Source organism: Acinetobacter sp. Root1280, from assembly GCF_001425285.1.
GTDB classification, from domain to species: domain Bacteria; phylum Pseudomonadota; class Gammaproteobacteria; order Pseudomonadales; family Moraxellaceae; genus Acinetobacter; species Acinetobacter guillouiae.
In genome coordinates, this window is sequence record NZ_LMED01000001.1 from 53,699 (window position 1) to 74,520 (window position 20,822).

Consider the following 20,822-nt stretch of genomic DNA (forward strand, 5'->3'; position numbering starts at 1 on the left):
AATGAAAAAAAGAATAATTTTTATTTGCTTTATCTCTGTTAGTTTAAGTGCTTGTTCTAATGCTACTGAATTAGACAGTAAGGAATTAAAGCAATCATTTGAATCTTCAAGTGCTTATTTCTCTTTGGATACACCAATTTATAAGGTAATAGATAAAAAAATCAAGAGTGAAGTATCTGATGCTATTTATGATTCAGCATTAATGAAAGTGTCTATTTTAAAAGCTTATGAAGAACAAAGTCTTTTCAATGGAAAAATAGAAAATGATGCATTGCCTAGCTTAATTTCCGACTATTGTTGGATAGGGAAGTTTGTATCTGATTATAGCAAGATTAGACCCACTACAAATCAGGAAGATTTAAAGACGCTTAAATGGCTGGAAGATAAGCGTATCAAATGGAAGGCTATCATTCAAAAGAATTATGCAGACCCACGATTTGTTAGCTCGAAAGATTACTGTCCTTACTAACAGGTACAGTTGATATATTTACTTTAAAGTTAAGAGTAACATCGCCTTAGAAATGATGCAAAAATAGGTTGATAAAAATAATAGTAAGTCATTCTGATTTAAACTAAATAGCGGCTTAATTTTTTTGTTGTAGTTTATCGTTTTATCGTTTTATCGTTTTATCGAATTGAGGGGATATTTTCACTAATTGGATGAATTACGCATCCCCATTCAAAAATAGATTATACAATCTCACCTCGAAAATCACATGCCTAATTAATTAAGCATGTGATTATGATCGATCAATAAAGTCTTTGAAAACTAAAACTTAAAACTAAGCTTTAAAAGCTAAAGTTTAAAATTAGGATTTATAAGGTTTAGCACGGCGGAGTTGATGCAATACTGAAACCAATAAATCAATTTCCTCAGTGGTATTATAAAACGCAAGAGAAGGGCGTACCGTATGTTCAACACCGAAACGGCGTAAGATCGGTTGCGCACAATGATGCCCAGTACGCACGGCGATACCATATTGATTGAGTACTTTCCCGACCTCTTCCGTTTCATAGCCTGCCAGTGTAAAAGACATCACACTGGCTTTATTTAATGCAGTACCAATCAGGCGTAGTCCAGAAACGCTTTGTAGTGCATGTTGACCATATTCAAGCAAGTCATGTTCATAACGTGCAATGTTATGGATTCCAATACTTTCTACGTATTCTAAAGCAGCGCCTAAGCCAACAGCATCTGCAATATTCCCCGTACCTGCTTCAAATTTATTTGGTGCAGGTTGATAGACCACATTCTCAAACGTCACATCCTGAATCATATTTCCGCCGCCTTCCCATACAGGCATGCTATCAAGTAATTCAGACTTGGCATAAACAGCGCCAATACCCGTTGGGCCAAAAACTTTATGCCCAGAAAACACAAAGAAATCGGCATCTAAGGCAGTAACATTGGTGGGCATGTGCGAAACAGACTGAGCACCATCAATCAAAACTCGCACACCTGCTGCATGCGCCAATGCAATAATTTCTTGAGTAGGCGTTACAGTACCCAAGGCATTTGAAACCTGTGTAATCGAAACCAGTTTGGTTCTAGGATTGAGCAATTTTACAAATTCCTCAATCTGAATTTGACCAGTATCATCTACAGGAATTACACGGAGTTTTGCACCAGTTTCTTTACTGAGTTGGTACCAAGGCACAATATTGGCATGATGTTCAAGATGGGACACAATAATTTCGTCTCCCGCTTGAATATTCTGTTTACCCCACGATTTTGAGATTAAGTTGATGCCTTCTGTTGTACCTCGAACAAAGACGATATTTTTTGCTGAAGCGGCCCCAATAAAGCGAGCAACAACATCACGTGCATGCTCATAAGCATCACTGGCACGTGCTGCAAGTTCATGTGCTGCACGGTGAATATTCGAATTTTCATGTTGATAGAAATATGAAATTCGATCGATGACCGCCTGAGGTTTATGGGTGGTGGCTGCATTATCCAACCAAACTAATTGCTTACCATTTACACGCTCTTGTAGGATGGGAAAATCCCGACGGATTTGCAAAATATCAATGGGTTGATAGTTCTGAGCATTCGCTGGTATTTGCACATCTGAATGCGGACGAACAGCTTCAATGGTGGGTGATTGAAGAAAATAATAACCAGACGCTGCTGTTGCAGGTTTGTCATTACGATCTTGTAATACACTTTTTAATTGCTGATCATCTGTCACATGATAATGATCAAACGCATATGGATTTTTAAGCACATCAGTTTGAGCCGCATTGGTATTGACTGTTTGGGCGCTGGTAACTTCAGGGTGAGGCAGATCCAAAAAGTAATAACTCGATTGAGCTTGATGTGGCGCAGTGGTTGTTAGGTTTGATGGTGCAGTCTGTTGTGTGATTTGTGTAGGATTCAAAGACAAATCTAGCTTTTGTCCGACAGCAAATGGATCAGGAGTATTTGCACCACCAACAATGGGCGAAGAAGATAGAATTCTACGCTCGGGATGGTCGGCGGTCGGTTCTACATAGTGATGTGTAGAATCCGGGTTTAAATTTGCCTGTTGCACAATGGCAGGTATGCGCCCAGACAATGCAGTAATCGGGTCTTTAGGCTGTGGTTGGTGACTAATACCTTGAGATCGTTGATCGGGTATATCAAAGTTAAAACCTTGTGGGTTTTGCTTGGGTAAAGTCGAAAAAAATTCAGCAGCCAATTGTGCAATGACAGATTCACTGATGGGTGCATCAGCAATATGATCAGAAGAAATATCTGGAGTAGGTTGATTACTTGTAAGTTGTTGGATAGTCATGGTACTTGTCTACCTCCACATCTTCGAGCACAGCGAGTGCATCATCTGTCAACACAGCAAGAGAACAATATAAGGAGATTAAGTAAGAGGCGATTGCATTACGATTGATGCCCATAAAGCGTACAGATAGGCCAGGTGCCTGTTCACCAGCAAGACCTGGTTGGAATAAGCCAACAACACCTTGACGCTTTTCACCAACGCGTAACAAGATGATTTTGGTTTTGCCGTCTTCAACTGGAATTTTATTTGAAGGAATCAGTGGAATACCGCGCCAAGTGATGAACTGTGAACCAAATAGGCTTACAGTTGGTGGTGGAACACCACGACGGGTACATTCACGTCCAAAAGCGGCAATCGCATCGGGATGTGCTAAGAAGAAGCCTGGTTCTTTCCAAACTTTACGCAGTAAATCATCAAAATCATCTGGTGTGGGTGCACCCGTCAAAGTGGAAATACGTTGCTCATCTGCAACACTAGCCAATAAGCCGTATTCAGGATTATTGATCAATTCACTTTCTTGACGTTCTTTAATGGTTTCAATGGTTAAACGTAACTGTTCTTTGATTTGATCGTGTGGACTACTATATAAGTCAGAAACACGGGTATGAATATCCAGTACAGTGGAAACACCATTTAAAAAATATTCACGTGGATTAACTTCATAGTCGACAAAAGTTTGTGGAAGTGTTGCTTCATCACGTTGTGTACAAGCCACCTGAATGTCATCGGTATTGCTGACTTTGTTGACCCGATAGATACCTGCTTCAACAGGGGTCCATTGCAATAAATGTGTCAGCCAACGAGGTGTAATAGTTGAGAGTTGAGGTACTGTTTTTGTCGCATTGGCAAGTTGACGGGCCGCTTGATCATTTAGCGCTTGGCGTGTGACTTCTTGGTTCTTAGCCATGTTTTAATCCTTGGTGGTATTTGAAATTAATTATTGATTACTGATTTGATTTAAAAATGCTGTTTTTTTATCATCTCCAATAAAGTAAGAATTTTGCTATTGGTGTTTAATTGTGACGGGTATTTATTGCATTAATTTGATTCTAATTAAGAGCGTCTTTAATCATTCTCAACTGCTTATAAAAATTCATAAGGGGAATAAAGCAAAAGCTTTATTCCTGACGCCAAGGTAAGTTGTGGAAACGCCATCCATTGAAAGAACCCCGATGATCATTTTCATCAAGGTCGCCTTCAAAGCCTTGTTCGATATTGTAAATATTTTCAAAACCCGCATTAAAAGCCACATTTGCAGCGGCTGCGGAACGTTTGCCACTACGACAAAGCAGTAGAATAATCTTGTCTTTTCCAATTTTAGTTTCAAGTTCTTTGGCAAAGCGTGGATTGCGGTTTAGAGCAGTTCCTGTTGCCCAAGGAATATGAATGGTATCTTCTACATAGCCCACAAACTTACGTTCTTCGTTGGTACGTACGTCGACAATCACCACATGACCCGCTTTAAACAAAGCCCATGCTTCATGAGGTAAAATCGTCCCTGTAAATTCTAAATAATGATCTTCTACACGTTGTTTTGCTTGTTCAAAGATGTTTTCAATTTGAGCCGTAGTTAATTCGGTAAAGTGTTGTTGATTTAAACTCGTCATTTCAGTTGCCTTTCTTCAAACTTAGAATTACATCTAAGTCTTGATGTATCAGATGTATTGATAACAACTATAATGATTTTCTATATTCTATAAATTAATAAAAATTGAATTGCTTATTCTTATTTTGAAATAAGGTTTAAATGATTTTTAAAGATATCTTTATACGAAGAATGTTTATCTACAAGATTGCTAATAAAATAGTATTTACATATTCAAAGTGAATAATAAAATTTCATGTTAAGCGCATGGATTGTGAAAGTCGTTTCAGTAGGTAAATATATGACCCAATGGAATATCCCCAATATTGTGGATGAGCTACAACAAGCTCGAAATGAATGGCGTACTCAACGTAAAAGCTTAAAAGACTTTGGCGGTAGGGAATTACCTTCAAAAGATGAAATTAAGAAAATTATGAATGATCTGTGTGGCATTTTGTTTCCAATGCGACTTGGACCACCTGACCTACGCCAACAAAGCGAAAATTTTTATATTGCACATGCACTTGAGAAAACTCTGCATTCATTATTGGAGCAAGTCAAACTCAATCTAACCTATGATTATAAATATAAAAAGCACAACGAAAATGCCGATGTGATTGAGGTATTGGCACAAAGTATCGTCAGTGAATTTGCGCAAAAATTACCAGATCTACGCCGTATTTTAGATACAGATGTTATTGCGGCCTATGATGGTGATCCAGCAGCGCGAAGTGTCGATGAGGTTTTATTGTGTTATCCGGGTATTTTGGCAATTATTTACCATCGTATTGCACATGAGTTTTATAAAAAAGACTTGTCACTGTTAGCACGTTTAATTGCTGAGATTGCACATTCAAAAACTGGCATAGATATACATCCGGGTGCACAAGTCGATCAAGGTTTCTTTATTGATCATGGTACTGGTGTGGTGATTGGTGAAACCTGTATTATTGGTAAAAATGTGCGGATTTACCAAGCCGTAACGCTTGGCGCCAAACGTTTTGAAATTGATGATTCTGGGCGCTTACAGAAAGAATATGCACGTCACCCAATCGTTGAAGACAATGTGGTGATCTATGCAGGTGCAACCATTCTTGGGCGTATTACCATTGGTCAAGGCGCTGTAATTGGTGGGAATGTATGGATTACTCAAAGTGTCGCAGCGAATAGTGCGGTTTCTCAAAGTTCTGCGACAAAGTCAGAAGTGTAAAGCTATTGAATACTTAATGAATAAAGTGGGTTAGAGTTTTTATTAGGTTAAAACACTTCATTAATAAAGTGGAATGATGTAGTAAGTCTGATCAGTGGAGATGATCAGTTTATTTCTACTTTGATATATCCAAGCAGAGTCAATGGGCAGCTTAAATTGTTTATTTTGCCCATGCTGTTTGATTTCGAATACATCATAACCAATGGGCGTAAACCAAAATACATAATGATTTCCTGAGCCCTTAACATCATCAATACTTTGATATTTTAGATATTTGGCATTTACAGGTGATGATTCCGCTGGTTTTTTGCATTCAGGCAGCCCTATTTCATTTTCTAACTGTGGCAGAAATTGCGAAAAATCACGACTATAGATATAACTTTGTGGTGTTTTTAAGAGCTGTGTTTCGGGATCAACCATTAAATAGCATTCTGATTGGTATTGTTGTAGATAAAGCTTTAACTGTTGAATAAGCTTTAAATTAAAAGGTTCGGCAGGTTGAACACGATAATCATCTGGTGAAAAATCACGCTTTGGCTCTTCAGGCCTGTCTCTAAAAATATCTTTGAAATTTTCGATTACAGATTGCTGTTGTTGCTTGAGTTCTTCTTGAGCTTCTGCGGCTTCTTTAGCAGAAATATATTGAGGATCAAAATAAACCGTAGTGCCATATTCTAAAACTTTCTTTTGATAGGTCTTTTCCTGTACCATTTTTTCTAAAATTGTCTGAGAAAATGCAGTATAAGAAAATGAAGTCATGGCCGTTAAATTTTGTGTCTGTGCATTGAACAAATAGGCTTGCATTGGATCATTCACACCAGATTGAAAGGTTTTAATAGTGATGAGAAAGTGATTGTGATTTAGCGCGAACATTTGATCGATAAATTGATTTGTTTGTGCAGCAATGGAATGAGGCTGAATCTGTTGATCGTGATTTAAATCGTAAGTACATATTTTAAAGTTTTTTACAGGTTTTTGTTTCACATCACTTTCAGGGCAACTGTAGATGATAAAATTTTCATTGATGGCTTTTCTATTTATATCATCAGACGTTTTAAACCATTTTAATTCTATGCCTGATATATTCGGTGTTAATTGCTGGATATGTTTGTGCGGAAATTCTTCACTATTTGGCGATTTGTAGCCACAGGCATACAGTGCAGATACTGCAATTAACACAGTTAATGATTTACCGAAAGTCAACATTGTTCTTATACTAAAATCTCTCAATACTCCTTACTCTAAAGCATATCGTTGAAAATACAAACGCTTAAAAAACTAATCCTCTATATTTTTCCATCAGCTTACTTGAAAAATAACGTTTCAGCACAGATATTAATACTGAAATCTATTTCAAGTGTTTTGGTAAGTTTTTGAAAAATATATAAATTAATTCATTATTGCTATTGAAATCGAAAAAAACGTTCCCATTTATTATTCAAGTACAAAATTTGTTGTGAGGAATAACAAGAATGCGATTTGAAAAATTTACGAACCGCCTGCAGCAAGCCTTATCTGATGCACAATCTCAGGCAATGGGTAATGATAATACCGCAATTGAGGGTATTCATATTCTTTCCGTTTTGTTGGAAGAACCATCCAATCTAAGTCTGTTGCAACAGTCAGGCGCCAATCTACCTGAGTTAAAAACAAAACTGCAAAAAGCTTTAGCTGATGCACCAAAAATTGGAACACCGACTGGGGATATCAATTTAAATCCAGAAGCTGTACGTGCGCTTAATTTGGCAGATAGTTTTGCTCAAAAAGCAGGAGATGAATTTTTATCTACCGACTGGGTGATCTTGGCACTTGCTGAAACAGGTGCAACCAAAACATTGTTAACCAGTGTAGGTGTAACAACCGACAAACTACGCAAAGCAATTGAAAATATTCGAGGTGGCGAACAAGTTATGGCAAATAACCATGAAGATCAGCGAGATTCACTCAATAAATATACTGTAGATTTAACGGCACGTGCTGCGGAAGGCAAACTCGATCCAGTGATTGGTCGTGATGAAGAAATCCGTCGTACCATTCAAGTGCTGTCACGTCGGACTAAAAATAATCCGGTATTGATTGGTGAACCAGGTGTAGGTAAAACAGCGATTGTTGAAGGTCTGGCACAGCGTATTATCAATGGTGAGGTGCCTGAAGGCTTAAAAGGTAAACGTGTTTTATCATTAGATTTAGGCTCGTTGCTGGCTGGTGCAAAATACCGTGGTGAGTTTGAAGAACGTTTAAAAGCAGTACTCAAAGATCTGGCTAAATTTGATGGTGAGATCATCCTGTTTATTGATGAGCTACATACGCTTGTCGGTGCGGGTAAAGGTGATGGTGCGATGGATGCAGGTAATATGTTAAAACCTGCATTGGCACGTGGTGAATTACGTTGTGTCGGTGCAACAACTCTGGATGAGTATCGTCAATTTATTGAAAAAGATGCAGCTTTGGAACGTCGTTTCCAAAAAGTTCTGGTGGATGAACCAAGTGTTGAAGACACCATTGCAATTTTACGTGGTCTAAAAGACAAATATGCAACGCATCATGGGGTGCAAATTCTCGATTCTGCCATTATAGCTGCTGCGAAAATGTCACATCGCTATATTACAGACCGTCAATTACCAGATAAGGCGATTGATTTGATTGATGAAGCAGCATCACGTATCAAAATGGAAATTGACTCAAAACCTGAGCCACTTGACCGTTTAGACCGCCGTTTAATCCAATTAAAAATGCAATTGGAAGCGGTGAAAAAAGATGCAGATTCAGTCAGTAAAGCTGAAGTTGAGCATTTGGAAAAACAAATTGCAGATGTTGAAAAAGAATATAGTGATTTGGAAGAAATTTGGATTGCAGAAAAGCGTCTAGTCGATGGTACAAATCAGGCGCAAATCGAACTTGATAAAGCACGTACTGCATTTGAAAAAGCGCAACGTGAAGGTGATTTGGCAGAAGCAAGTCGTTTGCAATATGGCGTGATTCCAGAGTTGCAAAAACGTTTGAATGAAGAAGAGGTTGCGGAAGTCAATGAAGAACCGAAACTGATTCGTACCAAAGTGACTGAAAATGAAATTGCAGAAGTGGTCAGTGCTGCAACCGGTATTCCTGTGTCAAAAATGCTACAAGGCGAGCGTGAGAAATTGCTTCATATGGAAGATTTCTTACATAACCGTGTGGTTGGGCAAGATGAAGCTGTGGTTGCTGTCTCAAATGCAGTTCGTCGTTCACGTGCCGGCTTATCTGATCCTAATCGTCCAAGTGGTTCGTTCTTATTCCTTGGACCAACAGGGGTGGGTAAAACCGAGTTAACCAAGGCTTTAGGTAACTTCTTATTTGACAGTGATGATGCAATTATCCGTATCGATATGTCAGAGTTTATGGAAAAGCATTCGGTGAGTCGCTTGGTGGGTGCACCTCCAGGTTATGTGGGTTATGAAGAAGGTGGTGTTTTAACTGAAGCAGTACGCCGCAAACCGTACAGTGTGGTGTTATTTGATGAAGTTGAAAAAGCCCATCCAGATGTATTCAACATCTTATTACAAGTGTTGGATGATGGTCGATTAACTGACTCACAAGGCCGCGTGATTGACTTTAAAAATACCGTGATTGTGATGACATCGAACTTAGGTTCAAGTGATGTACGTGAACTCGGTGAAGGTGCGAGTGATGAAGATGTTCGTTTAACGGTGATGAATGCCGTATCACAACATTTCCGTCCTGAGTTTATTAACCGTATCGATGAATTGGTGGTGTTCCACTCGTTGAAAAAATCACAAATTCGTGGCATTGCGGATATTCAATTGGATCGTTTACGTTCACGTTTATCTGAACGAGACATTGGATTGAAAGTCGATGATCAGGCCTTTGATATTCTGATTGATGCTGGTTTTGATCCTGTATATGGTGCGCGTCCACTTAAACGTGCAATTCAACAACAGGTTGAAAATCCATTGGCTCAGCAAATCCTTGCCGGTCAATTTACAGCAGGTGATACCATCTTAATCAGTGCTGAAAATGGTCAACTTGATTTTGGTAAATTAAAATTAAGTTAATTTATCCAACAGTATAACCGAAGCCAACTACCGCAAGGTGGTTGGCTTTTTTATTGGATAAGCATTTATATTTTTGCGTGTTATTTTGAATATAAGGTATGGCATTGCAAGCTTGAGGACTTTTTAGTGTTCTACATAAGTGCAAGCATTGGCGTAAGGGGAAGTAATATTGATGGATAGCACTTGTGAAGGGTAATTGAGGTTGATTGAACAGCAGAATGCCACATTAAGACTTTCCGCATAATAGGGAAAACACTACACATCACAGAATTGATGCAAAGGTTTAAAGCCTGTTTGATTCCCCAATCAAGCATCCAGAGCTATAGGGATGCATAGATCTATAAACCATCTAGAAGAAGCAATCGGCATAGCCTTGGCTCTTCATCATATTATTTTAATCATCAGATATTTATGCGTGTTTATTTAGGTTTTACCTATTATCGGGTTTTTCATGAATTTATTGAAAAAACGGTCAAAAATTGATAGTTTTTTCAATGAGGAATAATAAGAAAGGAAAAGTTGATCATGAGGATCAAAGATAAGGACAAATCTGATTATTTAAAAATATTCGGTTTTCTCTTGATGGCATTCAGTTCGATAGAGGCATTGGCAGATAAATTAGATGATCAAGATCTTGCAGCGCAATCTGTAGGTGTGGTTAAACTGTCACCCATTATTATTAAAGCTGTAAAGGAAAATGCACAACAACCTGTCGAAGAGCAAAATAACCTGCATAAACAAGTTGCTCAGGAAAGGTCAGACGATGCTAAAAAAGATGAAATTTATTCTACTGTATTAACTGATTTCGAGTGGCAGAAAAAAGATCCAGATCCAAATCAACCTGGGGATAAATATTTAAAACCACTTGAAAAATATAGAATAATTGAGGTTGGTTATAATCCATATCAACGCCATGATGTCCGAATTACAACCCAAGATCGCGTTACACTTTATATAGGACATGAAATTGACCCCGTGGCTTATAAATAAGCCCGAGGTCTAACATGATTAAACAGGGAAGTGCTTAATTTTCCATGCTCTATGGATTTTTTGATTACGTTTGAAATCTAAGCCAATTGTTTCATTGGTGATCTCTTGTACATCAAACATTGCATCGATTTCTTCGTCCATCTCAAAACCACGATAGTTATTTGAGAAATACAACGTTCCCTCTGTGGTTAGACGATTCATTGCACGTTTAAGTAAAGAAATATGGTCACGTTGCACGTCAAAAGTACCATAGAATTTCTTTGAATTTGAGAAGGTTGGTGGGTCAATAAAAATCATGTCATATTGTTCATGACCTTCTTTTAACCACTCAAAACAATCACTTGAGAAGAATTGATGCTGTTCATCTGGATGATCAACTGTTAAGCCATTCAAGACAAAGTTTTCTTTAGACCAATTTAGATAAGTATTGGATAAGTCAACACTTGTCGTACTTGCAGCACCACCTAAAGCAGCGTGTAGACTTGCTGTAGAGGTATAACTATACAGGTTCAGGAAATGTTTTCCTTTAGCTTCAGCTGCAATACGTAGACGCATTTGACGGTGATCTAGGAATAATCCAGTATCCAAATAATCAGTCAAGTTGATTAAAATTTTGGCTTTACCTTCTTGAACAATAAAACGTTTAGATGCAGTACTTTGTTTTGCATACTGGGTTTTACCTTCTTGACGGGCACGGGTTTTGATAAAGATCGCATCACGACCTAAACCTGTTACGGCACGGATTGAAGCCAAAGCGAGGTTAAAACGTTTTTTGGCTTTTTCTGGGTCAATGGTTTTTGGTGGTGCATATTCTTGAACATGTAAACGATCACCATACAAATCTACAGCGACATTAAAGTCTGGTAAATCTGCATCATAGAGACGTAAACAATAAATATCTTCTTTTACAGCCCATTTTTTCAAAGCTTGCATATTTTTTTGTAAACGATTGGTAAAGTCTTCTGCACCTTCAATTTTTTCAAATTGTTGAGGTTGCCAATCTGCAAGGAAAGGTTTAACCACAGCTGCTGGCTTAATATCACCAAAACGGATATAAATTGGCAATTTACCATTCATTAAACGTAAGATTTGTGGATTGTTAAATGCCAATACATCAGCTTGTTCAACAGCCGCTGCGATAACTGCAGCATGTTGATTGGGGAAATTCTTTTGTAGAAGTGCTGACAGACCCAAATATAAAGCTCGGTTAGAGGCTTTTTCCCCTAAACGCTCACCATAAGGTGGGTTGGTGACAATAAATGAAGTTTTGCCTTCTGCTTGGAAATCAGGCCAATCTGCTAAAGTACGCTCTTCAATTTGAATTTGATCCAGTTGTTGCTCAAATCCAGCAGCAATAATATTTTGTTTGGTTGCTTTTACTGCTTCCCAATCTGCATCATAAGCATAGAATTTAGGTAAAGGTTGTTCTAAGGCAACTTTATGACGTTCAGCTGCTTCAGCTTTAATCGACATCCATAACTCATGATCATGTCCATTCCAGCCATTAAAGCCGAAACGGCGCACTAAACCAGGTGCACGATCAGTTAGGATCATCAATGATTCAATAATAAAGGTTCCTGAACCACACATTGGGTCAAGAATAATTTCTGGATTACGTTGTTTAAGCTGTGCTTTTTGTAGGATAGCGGCGGCTAGGTTTTCTTTAATCGGCGCATCTGTCATAAAACGACGATAGCCACGCTTATGTAAAGAATCTCCAGATAAATCTAAACAATAGGTGTGTTCAGTTTTTCCAGCAAGCACATACAGGGTAATTTCAGGCTGTTTAATGTCGATACTTGGACGTTTACCGACAGCTTCCATGAAGGAATCAACCACACCATCTTTAACACGTAAAGTCGCAAACTGTGTATTGACTTTAATATCACGTTCTACGTGAAGACGAATTGCGAAAGTACTTTGTGGTGCAAAAATAAGTGACCAATCAAAATTGATCGCACCTTCATAAAGTTCTTCTGCAACGTCACGTGCGTCATGGGTAAATTCAAGTTCATGAACATGAATCGGTGTTAGTACACGAGAAGCCAAACGTGACCACATACAAACACGGTATGCATCTTCGAGTTTGCCTTTAAAGATTAAACGTCCAGGAAATTTTTCAATATCTTGAATCCCTAAACCTTGAATTTCTTCTTGCAGTAAGGTTTCTAGTCCATCTGCACAGGTAACCCAATATGTAGAAAGACGTGGTTTCGAATTCATGAATATTTCCAAAGACATTAAAAAAGCAATCGCGTATTTTAGCGTATTTTGATGACGAAAACTTATAGAATGGCCTTTTAAGTCCGAAATTTTATAAAAAGTACTAAATTCAGTTAAAAATTCGGTTTTTTTGCTTGAAATATATTCAAATATCAATATGTAGATAAGATCAAATAACGAATTTAAAAAATGCTCAGTCTTATTGTTTCAATGTTTATTTTTTCGCTATCTATGTCGATTTCACCGGGACCTGTGAATTTGACCATTTTAACTAGCAGTATGAATTATGGTGTAAAAGCAACTTTTGCATTTATTTCAGGGGCGACCATTGGTTTTACCTTGTTATTGGCATCAGTCTGTTTTGGTTTGTATCAAATGATTGTGGTTTATCCTGTACTTCTTGATGTGATCACGATTTTAGGTACAGTTTTATTGTTGTGGATTGGACTCAATATTTTACGTGCAAAAGGGACAGTTATCTCAAGTCAATCCCAAGATGAAGTAAAAATACCGACCTTTATACAAGGTGTGTTAATGCAATGGCTAAATCCCAAAGCATGGATTGCCGCAGTGGCGGGTACAGGGCTATTTTCAACGGGGCATATCCATGCTGTTTTATTGGTTTTTGTAGTGATTTATTTTGTCGTCTGTTATCTATCTTTATTACTGTGGGGGATTGCTGGTGAAAAGTTAGCAAGCTTTTTAAATACAGGAAATCGAGCACGTCTTTTTAATATCGTGATGGGACTGTTATTGATTTTGATTTCATTGGAAATATGTTGGCGCTATTTTTATCATTAAAATTTGATTTAACTTTCTTACATTCAATGTAAGGCTTAAACATGGATTTATTTTTACAATTGCACTGATGTATTGAACAGAATAGTGTCGCTGATAATCATGATGTTTTAGTTGATCGGCTAGGTCAAATGACTAAAAAGCAAAAAAATCGAAACATTGAGCAAAGCTCTGAAATATTTGAAGTATTACTGATTTGCATCAAGTCATTGATCATAAATGAAGCTTATGTTTTTGTATGAACTTTTAGAAACTCTTGGTTATCAATTCATTTTTGTATTTTTGAATCATAGATGGTGATCCTATAGTGGGGCGACAGGGATGTCGCCGTTGGGCGGGGGTACAGGACGTACCCCTAGTTCAATAGAAGATTTTTGTCACTTTTCATCTCTGAAAAGTGAGGCATCGCCTACGCAAAGCTATTTAAACTTTGAATATAAGGTGTGGCATTGCAAGATTTTTAGAATTAAACAATTTATTTTTCTCATGTAATTGATTTAATTTAAAATATTGATTAAGAGAAATTATATTCTTGTGTCTGAGTTTTTTGACAGGTTGAATATAGTTCATGATGAGCGCAAAGTGCATACGGGGCAATTTCTAGATCTATTTGAAGGTCCTCAATGTGTGGGGCGGGTTCTAGTCGGTAAGCGTTTAAATAGAGAATAATGTGTATACATTATTAATTCATTTTATAGTGTGGTTTTGGTACATAATTTGCTTGATTATCCATCGTATTGGCTCAGAAATTTAATTGAATTTTAATGAATTAATAAATACGGGGATTTCTATGCAAGATCTTAACAACAGCAGATTTATTGCACATGCAGATGCGTTTTCCATCGGGGCATTAATCTTAACGCGATTAAGACGTGTGACAGGGCGTGTGATTGATGTGATGTATTTAGTGGATAATAAAAGCTATGCACAGTATGTGATTGATATGTCATTGGCGACTCAAGATCCAGAATTAAATCGTCATGCCTTGCGCTTACAGCATTTATTAGAACAGGAACAACCAGCTTCCTCTGTGAATACAGTAACGACAACGCAAGTTGAACAAAGCGAGGACGCATATGTTTCTGGTGCAACAGAAGAAGAAATTTATCGAGCACAAGTTTCACATCACTATATTGGTGCATTGAGATAAGTCGGGCAATAAGCTCTAGCTATAGCGTTAGAGCTTAATTGATACAGTGTGATTAAAATTAAAACTCATTTATAGTATTTTTAAGCTGAGGATAAGCTGTGAGAAAATCAATTGAGTTATACGAAATTCAATGTAGAAATTAGCAAATATTTAAAAAACAACCAAATGATTTACGTGGGTACGGCTGATGAGTCGGCACAACAAACTGAGCTGCGATTAAGTCATTATCATCAAGCAAAGGCTGTTGTGTTTAAACTGTGGGTTGAACAGAAAAAATATAAAGAATTAATCTCCTGTGCACATGGGCGTTGGTATCCTTATGAGGATTTTACTCTGCCATTGGCACAATATTTTGCTGCTCAAAAGGATTTTCCACATTTAAAATTTCTTTGTGAACACGAGATCCGCTTTCGTTTAGAAGATACCTTAAAGTGCTTAAAACGTGTAAAAGAATATGATGTGACATTAACCAATATACAAATATCGGAATATCTATTGCATGATTTTGATTCACAAAAGTACCATCCCATAGCAGAATTACTTAAATGGCGTAATCAAGCCTTGCTGAGAATAGATGCTTATATTGAGCTGTTAAAAGATCAATCAGATATTGACTACCTCAATATGATTCAGCAACTTCGAGAAAAATTGATGAACTTAACGCTCAAACTGGCAGATTTAAAGCAGATCAAATTTAAAATTTGATCGCTGACTTTTATGACTATTTGTCCAAAACTTCAACTGCCAAAGAAAAAGAAAATCTGTATAATACGTTAACTTAACCTCTAAGGAATCTCTCATGCACTTGGCGGCATTGCATACACCGAGTCAGATTCAACTCAATAATGATGGAAACTTAAAGCATTTCCTGACCATCGAAGGTCTTTCTAAAGCAACCCTCACCAAAATTCTAGATACAGCCCATTCCTTTATAAATGATCAAAATCAACTGATAACGACACCACTTTTAGAAGGTCGTACAGTGATGAACTTATTCTTTGAAAATTCGACACGTACACGAACTACTTTTGAAGCGGCTGCAAAACGCTTATCTGCAAATGTATTGAATATTGATATTGCACGATCAAGTACTTCAAAAGGGGAAACATTGCGCGATACGCTATGGAACCTCGAAGCGATGGCAGCAGATATTTTTGTTGTGCGCCACTCTTCATCAGGCGCAGCGCATTTTATTGCTGAAACAGTTTGTCCGCATGTTGCAATCATCAATGCTGGAGATGGGCGTCATGCTCATCCAACTCAAGCAATGTTAGATATGTTAACCATTCGCCGTGAAACGAAAAAGAATTTTGAAGACATTAGTCTGGCGATTATTGGTGATATTAAGCATTCGCGTGTGGCACGTTCAGATATCGCAGCGTTACAGACTTTAGGTTGTAAAGATATCCGTGTAATTGCACCAAATACTTTGCTTCCGTGTGGTTTTGATGAATATGGTGAAGGCGTTCGCTTGTTCAATAAAATGGATGAAGGCATTAAAGACTGTGATGTGATCATTACTCTACGTATTCAAAATGAACGTATTGATTCACCAGCTTTGTCGTCACAAGCTGAATTTTACAAAATGTATGGTTTAAATAAAGATCGGCTTGCCATGGCTAAACCTGATTGTATTGTTATGCATCCGGGACCTATGAACCGCGGTGTAGAGATTGATTCTAGTATTGCTGATGGTGCGCAGTCGGTAATTTTGCATCAAGTGACCAATGGTATTGCAGTGCGAATGGCTGTTTTGGCTTTGGCAATGCAAGGTCAGTTGCAAGAGAAAGGTTTGTTAGAAGCAATTACAGTTTAAGGTTAAGGATAAAGTCATGAGTAGTGTAAAAATTGAAAATGTACGTGTCTTAGACCCAATTAAAAAAATTGACACTGTACAAACGGTTTATGTTGAACATGGAAAAATAGTCGAATCATCTGCCAATGTCGTAGATACAATTGACGGACAAGGAAAATGGTTGATACCGACCATGGTGGATTTGTGTGCACGATTACGTGAACCAGGTCAGCAACAGCATGGTACCTTGAAGTCAGAAGGTAAAGCGGCACGTGAAAATGGTATTTTGCATGTATTTACCCCACCTGATTCAAAGCCGATCGTGCAAGACAATGGTGCTTTGATTCATGGACTTGTAGAAAAAGCCATGTTAGATGGTGGTATTCATTTACAAGTGATTGGTGCGCAAACCCAAGGTTTAAATGGTAAACAACCCGCAAATATGGCAGGTTTAAAAAAGGGTGGTTGTACTGCCGTTTCAAACGCCTATGCTACTTTTAAAGACGATGATGTAGTTCTGCGTACCTTGGAATATGCGGCTGGTTTAGACATGACCGTGGTGTTTTATCCAGAAGAACACCAGATCGCTAAAGATGGTTGTGTGCATGAGGGATTTATTGCCTCACGCCAAGGTTTACCGATGATTCCAGCACTGGCTGAAACAATTGCTATTGCGAAATACCTATTGATGATTGAAGCGACAAGCGTCAAAGCGCACTTTGGTTTGCTTTCAAGTGGTGCATCTGTAGAGTTGATTAAAATTGCAAAAAACAAAGGTTTGCCTGTGACGGCAGATGTTGCAATGCATCAATTGCATTTAACAGAACACTTGATTGATGGTTTTAATTCTTTGGCACATGTGCGCCCACCATTGCGTGCTGAAAAAGACAAAGAATTACTGCGCCAAGGCGTCAAAGACGGTGTGATTGATGCGATTTGTACTCATCATGAACCTTTGAGTGGTTCTGCGAAATTAGCGCCTTTTGCCGAGACTTTACCAGGTATTAGCGCATTTGATACCTATGTCTCTTTTGGGGTGCAATTGGTTCGTGAAGGTTTGTTTGAACCTTTAGAATGGGTTGAAAAAGTTACGCTTGCTCCTGCAAAAGTGGCCAATATGACGGATCGTTGGGTCAAAGAATCGGGTTGGGCATTGGTTGATCCAGATCTAGAATGGATTGTTAGCAATGACAGTATTTTATCTCATGGAAAAAATACGCCATTAATCAATCAAAAAATGGTCGGTAAAGTACTGCAAACGTTTACTGCCTAAGCTGTAAAATTTACATAAGCGCAAAAATTGAAACAAAAAGCCAGCATAAGCTGGCTTTTCAAATAGATATTGAACACGCTGTGCTACAAAAAGCTATTATAACTATTAGAATTTAATCACTAGAATAAAAAATGATCAATAAAATGATTTTTAATGTGACAAATACAACAATGAAATCGGAGTGTCCAAAATTATGAATATTATTGAGCTTCTAAAAGAACGGGTGACCACAAAAGTTTTACAGGGTGATCTTCAGTTTCAAGATGAAAAAATCGGTGCTTTAAGTGCCTTTTATCCCATTCTCCTCTCTGTTTTAAAATCAAAACCAGAACTTATTAATACACTTCAACAAAATCTAAATCCTCGCTTAGGCGATATTTTCAGTCATCAACCAGAAACGGTCGCGCATTTTTTAGGACTGGTTGCGGGCAATGCACCGACCCAAGAAATTGAAACCACATTAAACCATTCCATTGCTCCGACTTTATCATTGCTTGCAGATCAAGCAGGTTCAGATGGTAAGCATGAAATTTTTGATTTTATTAAAGCGCAATGGAACAATATTCAGGATGCTTTGCCAGCTTGGGCAACAGGATTATTTGCCACATTGGGCTTAAGTGTAGGCGGTCTTGGTTTCGCAGCCACCACGCAAGCTGCACCCGTGGCTGAGGCTGTTATACCCCCTGTAGAACCTGTGGCACCGATACCTGTACAAAGTGTATCTCCAACACCAGTACCCCTTGATACGTCTACAATCACAACAAATTCGATCCAAGATGAACCTAAAAAATCCAATTGGTTATTACCAATTATCGCTCTGTTGGTGATTGCAGGATTGGCCGCATTGTTATTTAAACAATGCAGTAGCAAGCCGCCTGTAGGGGGAGATCCAGTAAGCAGTGGAGCTTCACAAGCTGTTGCTGATTTGCAAGCCGCTGAACTGCAAATTTCTACAGATGCTGAAGGTAAATTAGCAAGTTGTCAGGCACAATCGAGCAGTCAATCTTTACTGGATAGTTTAAAAACCAGTATTGCCTCAGTGTTTGGCCAAACCGATCATTGTCAACTTACAGCCAGTGGTGCTTATGCTGTTGATTTGCCAGATCAAAATGCTGTAGATCAGGTGTTGGCTAAAATTAAAGGCATTCCAAATATTTCACTGGCTTGGATCGGTGATCAACTTACCATTCAAACAGCAGATTTAGCGCAAGCACAAAAATTGGCAGACGAGTTAAAAGCTGTTGTTCCTAATCTACACATTTCTGCACAGCAAACAGCCGATGCAAATGCAGCTCCAACCAGTAGTGCTGCAAATGTAGATACAAGTAATTCACAAGCAGACCAAGCACTTTCAAGCATTCAGGCAGATAAAGCCAATGTAAATGATATTGCCGCTGCATTGAATTTACAGGTGATTAATTTTGCGACAGGTTCTTCAGATATTCCAGAAGCCAATAAAGCGATTTTGGATAAGGCAGCGAATTTGTTAAAACAACTACCAGATGCAAAACTTGTGGTTAAAGGTTATACCGATAATGTTGGGAATGCGGATTCAAACAAAAAATTATCTGAAAAACGTGCAAAATCGGTTGTTGCATATTTGGTTGAAAAGGGCGTACATACTTCGCAGTTAACTGCTGAAGGACATGGTCAAGACAATCCAATTGCAGATAATTCAACCAAAGAAGGGCAATTTAAAAACCGCCGTATTGAGTTTGAAGTACTTGGTGCAACGACGCCATAATCTTTTTGAGCGGTATGTTCGGTGCTAAAACAGGCATAAATTGTATAAAAAGCTTCTGAATATCCAGAAGCTTTTTATTTTTTACTCGAAAATTCTTCAATTATTTGGTTAAATGACCCACATAAAAATATGATCGGATAAACAATGAATAAATCATTAAACCCATTATTTATGATTGCTGCGATTTCGAGTACCTTAATGCTGTCAGGCTGTGATTACTTCAAAAAGAAAAAAGATGAAGGTAATTCTGAACTAGCAGAGTGGAGTTGTACCAATCAAGATAATATCAATCAAATTCAAAAATATTTGAAAGATGAGTATTTGCGTGAAGTCGTAGACAATATTAAAAATTCTGGTTATGAAGCTGACCAAGCACTACTTCAGAAAATTAACAATGCTTTAAAGTTTGAAGTGAAGAATGTTCGTACGATCACTGAAGACTCGTCTAAAACTAATCAACTGGAATGTGAAAGTCAGTTAGTGGTTCAATTCCCGAAAGGCTTACAACAGCGTGCTGAAAATTCATATGCAGAATTTGGGCAAGATTGTGAGGAGGGATGTGAAGGTGATGGGTATCGCAGTATACGTGAGTATATCGAAGCTGGTGAATCTAAATTGGTATTGGCCAATGATCAGCTAAAAGGCAAGTTTAACTATAATGTTGTGAAAACAGACAAAGATGGTTTAACCCTTGATGTGCTTAATCAGGATGCAGTTATTCAAGGGGTAACTTTTGTTACGGTAAAAGCGGTGCAATACGCAGCTTATATGAAAGAAAATAAAGATATGCGTGAACGCGAGCAGGTCAACCAAATTGAAAATGCAGAGCAAACAGCGCTTGCACAAAAAGCCATGGATATCCGCAAAAAAGAGCTAGATGAAGAAAAGCTCAAACAAGTTGATCGTTTAAACCAGACTTGGGATAGTTTGAGTGATGAACAAAAAGCACAATTTAAGCAAGATCAAACAGAATGGTTTGAAAAACGTGATGTTGATTGTAAAGTCATTTCACAGAAAAGTTTTGGTGATATTCCAGACAGTGAAATTGAAACCTATCAGCAACAACGTCAATATTGGGATGATGCGATGTCTCAACAAAATAAAGAGATGCAATATACCAAGTGTTTTAATAAACGTACCGCTGAGCGAATTATTTATTTAAACAATGCATTAAATTGATGTAATCATCATAATCTGAGAGGGATGAATTGATTCATCCCTTTTT

General features: G+C 37.9%; 16 protein-coding genes. 11 read left to right on the forward strand and 5 right to left on the reverse strand.

Features of this window, described 5'->3' with window-relative positions:
• The first annotated feature begins 1 nt into the window (after window position 1).
• On the forward strand, window positions 2-469 hold the full coding sequence (locus ASC84_RS00260; protein WP_056510544.1) for a hypothetical protein: 468 nt from the start codon (window positions 2-4) through the stop codon (window positions 467-469).
• A gap of 340 nt (window positions 470-809) precedes the next feature.
• Here the strand turns inward: ASC84_RS00260 and ASC84_RS00265 are convergent, their stop codons facing one another.
• From ASC84_RS00265 to ASC84_RS00275, 3 genes are all read right to left on the reverse strand, one after another.
• Window positions 810-2,777, reverse strand: a complete 1,968-nt coding sequence (locus ASC84_RS00265) for a family 2A encapsulin nanocompartment cargo protein cysteine desulfurase (RefSeq protein ID WP_056510547.1) — start codon at window positions 2,775-2,777, stop codon at window positions 810-812.
• Window positions 2,752-3,684 carry a family 2A encapsulin nanocompartment shell protein gene (locus ASC84_RS00270; protein ID WP_004721119.1) on the reverse strand — a complete coding sequence of 311 codons (933 nt, stop codon included), beginning with the start codon at window positions 3,682-3,684 and terminating at the stop codon, window positions 2,752-2,754. Before ASC84_RS00270 ends, ASC84_RS00265 begins: the two co-directional genes overlap by 26 nt.
• Before the next feature lie 211 nt (window positions 3,685-3,895).
• Complete coding sequence (locus ASC84_RS00275) at window positions 3,896-4,384, reverse strand: rhodanese-like domain-containing protein (RefSeq protein WP_004721117.1); 489 nt, start codon at window positions 4,382-4,384, stop codon at window positions 3,896-3,898.
• Window positions 4,385-4,663: 279 nt separating this feature from the next.
• Here ASC84_RS00275 and epsC point away from each other — a divergent pair, with 279 nt between their 5' ends.
• On the forward strand, window positions 4,664-5,572 hold the full coding sequence (gene epsC / locus ASC84_RS00280) for a serine O-acetyltransferase EpsC (RefSeq protein ID WP_004820985.1): 909 nt from the start codon (window positions 4,664-4,666) through the stop codon (window positions 5,570-5,572).
• A 60-nt stretch (window positions 5,573-5,632) separates the two neighbouring features.
• On the opposite strand, the gene ASC84_RS00285 is transcribed toward epsC, so the two are convergent.
• On the reverse strand, window positions 5,633-6,778 hold the full coding sequence (locus tag ASC84_RS00285) for a hypothetical protein (RefSeq protein WP_056510550.1): 1,146 nt from the start codon (window positions 6,776-6,778) through the stop codon (window positions 5,633-5,635).
• Between the two features lie 266 nt (window positions 6,779-7,044).
• Here ASC84_RS00285 and clpB point away from each other — a divergent pair, with 266 nt between their 5' ends.
• Complete coding sequence (clpB, locus tag ASC84_RS00290; RefSeq protein ID WP_004721111.1) at window positions 7,045-9,624, forward strand: ATP-dependent chaperone ClpB; 2,580 nt, start codon at window positions 7,045-7,047, stop codon at window positions 9,622-9,624.
• A 525-nt stretch (window positions 9,625-10,149) separates the two neighbouring features.
• On the forward strand, window positions 10,150-10,614 hold the full coding sequence (locus tag ASC84_RS00295) for a hypothetical protein (RefSeq protein ID WP_056510553.1): 465 nt from the start codon (window positions 10,150-10,152) through the stop codon (window positions 10,612-10,614).
• A gap of 18 nt (window positions 10,615-10,632) precedes the next feature.
• On the opposite strand, the gene rlmKL is transcribed toward ASC84_RS00295, so the two are convergent.
• Window positions 10,633-12,837 carry a bifunctional 23S rRNA (guanine(2069)-N(7))-methyltransferase RlmK/23S rRNA (guanine(2445)-N(2))-methyltransferase RlmL gene (rlmKL, locus tag ASC84_RS00300; protein ID WP_004721106.1) on the reverse strand — a complete coding sequence of 735 codons (2,205 nt, stop codon included), beginning with the start codon at window positions 12,835-12,837 and terminating at the stop codon, window positions 10,633-10,635.
• Window positions 12,838-13,026: 189 nt separating this feature from the next.
• On the opposite strand from rlmKL, the gene ASC84_RS00305 reads away from it, so the two are divergent.
• From ASC84_RS00305 to ASC84_RS00335, 7 genes are all read left to right on the forward strand, one after another.
• Window positions 13,027-13,638, forward strand: a complete 612-nt coding sequence (locus tag ASC84_RS00305) for a LysE family translocator (RefSeq protein WP_056510557.1) — start codon at window positions 13,027-13,029, stop codon at window positions 13,636-13,638.
• A gap of 787 nt (window positions 13,639-14,425) precedes the next feature.
• Entirely contained in the window at window positions 14,426-14,785 is a 360-nt protein-coding gene (locus tag ASC84_RS22815) for a hypothetical protein (RefSeq protein ID WP_034612908.1), read from the forward strand.
• Between the two features lie 111 nt (window positions 14,786-14,896).
• Entirely contained in the window at window positions 14,897-15,490 is a 594-nt protein-coding gene (locus ASC84_RS00315) for a hypothetical protein (RefSeq protein ID WP_081409298.1), read from the forward strand.
• 94 nt (window positions 15,491-15,584) lie between these two features.
• Complete coding sequence (locus ASC84_RS00320) at window positions 15,585-16,601, forward strand: aspartate carbamoyltransferase catalytic subunit (protein WP_056510559.1); 1,017 nt, start codon at window positions 15,585-15,587, stop codon at window positions 16,599-16,601.
• 16 nt (window positions 16,602-16,617) lie between these two features.
• Window positions 16,618-17,853 carry a dihydroorotase gene (locus tag ASC84_RS00325; protein ID WP_056510562.1) on the forward strand — a complete coding sequence of 412 codons (1,236 nt, stop codon included), beginning with the start codon at window positions 16,618-16,620 and terminating at the stop codon, window positions 17,851-17,853.
• A gap of 193 nt (window positions 17,854-18,046) precedes the next feature.
• The gene (locus tag ASC84_RS00330) at window positions 18,047-19,597 is read left to right on the forward strand and encodes an OmpA family protein (protein ID WP_056510563.1); all 1,551 of its coding nucleotides are present in this window, start codon (window positions 18,047-18,049) and stop codon (window positions 19,595-19,597) included.
• A gap of 144 nt (window positions 19,598-19,741) precedes the next feature.
• Window positions 19,742-20,776, forward strand: a complete 1,035-nt coding sequence (locus ASC84_RS00335; protein ID WP_056510564.1) for a hypothetical protein — start codon at window positions 19,742-19,744, stop codon at window positions 20,774-20,776.
• Window positions 20,777-20,822: the final 46 nt, after the last annotated feature.

Excerpts from the sequence above, each read along its gene's own strand:
- ASC84_RS00260 (WP_056510544.1), top strand. The coding sequence starts at position 2 with ATGAAAAAAAGAATAATTTTTATTTGCTTTATCTCTGTTAGTTTAAGT.
- ASC84_RS00265 (WP_056510547.1), bottom strand. The coding sequence starts at position 2,777 with ATGACTATCCAACAACTTACAAGTAATCAACCTACTCCAGATATTTCT.
- ASC84_RS00270 (WP_004721119.1), bottom strand. The coding sequence starts at position 3,684 with ATGGCTAAGAACCAAGAAGTCACACGCCAAGCGCTAAATGATCAAGCG.
- ASC84_RS00275 (WP_004721117.1), bottom strand. The coding sequence starts at position 4,384 with ATGACGAGTTTAAATCAACAACACTTTACCGAATTAACTACGGCTCAA.
- epsC (WP_004820985.1), top strand. The coding sequence starts at position 4,664 with ATGACCCAATGGAATATCCCCAATATTGTGGATGAGCTACAACAAGCT.
- ASC84_RS00285 (WP_056510550.1), bottom strand. The coding sequence starts at position 6,778 with ATGTTGACTTTCGGTAAATCATTAACTGTGTTAATTGCAGTATCTGCA.
- clpB (WP_004721111.1), top strand. The coding sequence starts at position 7,045 with ATGCGATTTGAAAAATTTACGAACCGCCTGCAGCAAGCCTTATCTGAT.
- ASC84_RS00295 (WP_056510553.1), top strand. The coding sequence starts at position 10,150 with ATGAGGATCAAAGATAAGGACAAATCTGATTATTTAAAAATATTCGGT.
- rlmKL (WP_004721106.1), bottom strand. The coding sequence starts at position 12,837 with ATGAATTCGAAACCACGTCTTTCTACATATTGGGTTACCTGTGCAGAT.
- ASC84_RS00305 (WP_056510557.1), top strand. The coding sequence starts at position 13,027 with ATGCTCAGTCTTATTGTTTCAATGTTTATTTTTTCGCTATCTATGTCG.
- ASC84_RS22815 (WP_034612908.1), top strand. The coding sequence starts at position 14,426 with ATGCAAGATCTTAACAACAGCAGATTTATTGCACATGCAGATGCGTTT.
- ASC84_RS00320 (WP_056510559.1), top strand. The coding sequence starts at position 15,585 with ATGCACTTGGCGGCATTGCATACACCGAGTCAGATTCAACTCAATAAT.
- ASC84_RS00325 (WP_056510562.1), top strand. The coding sequence starts at position 16,618 with ATGAGTAGTGTAAAAATTGAAAATGTACGTGTCTTAGACCCAATTAAA.
- ASC84_RS00330 (WP_056510563.1), top strand. The coding sequence starts at position 18,047 with ATGAATATTATTGAGCTTCTAAAAGAACGGGTGACCACAAAAGTTTTA.
- ASC84_RS00335 (WP_056510564.1), top strand. The coding sequence starts at position 19,742 with ATGAATAAATCATTAAACCCATTATTTATGATTGCTGCGATTTCGAGT.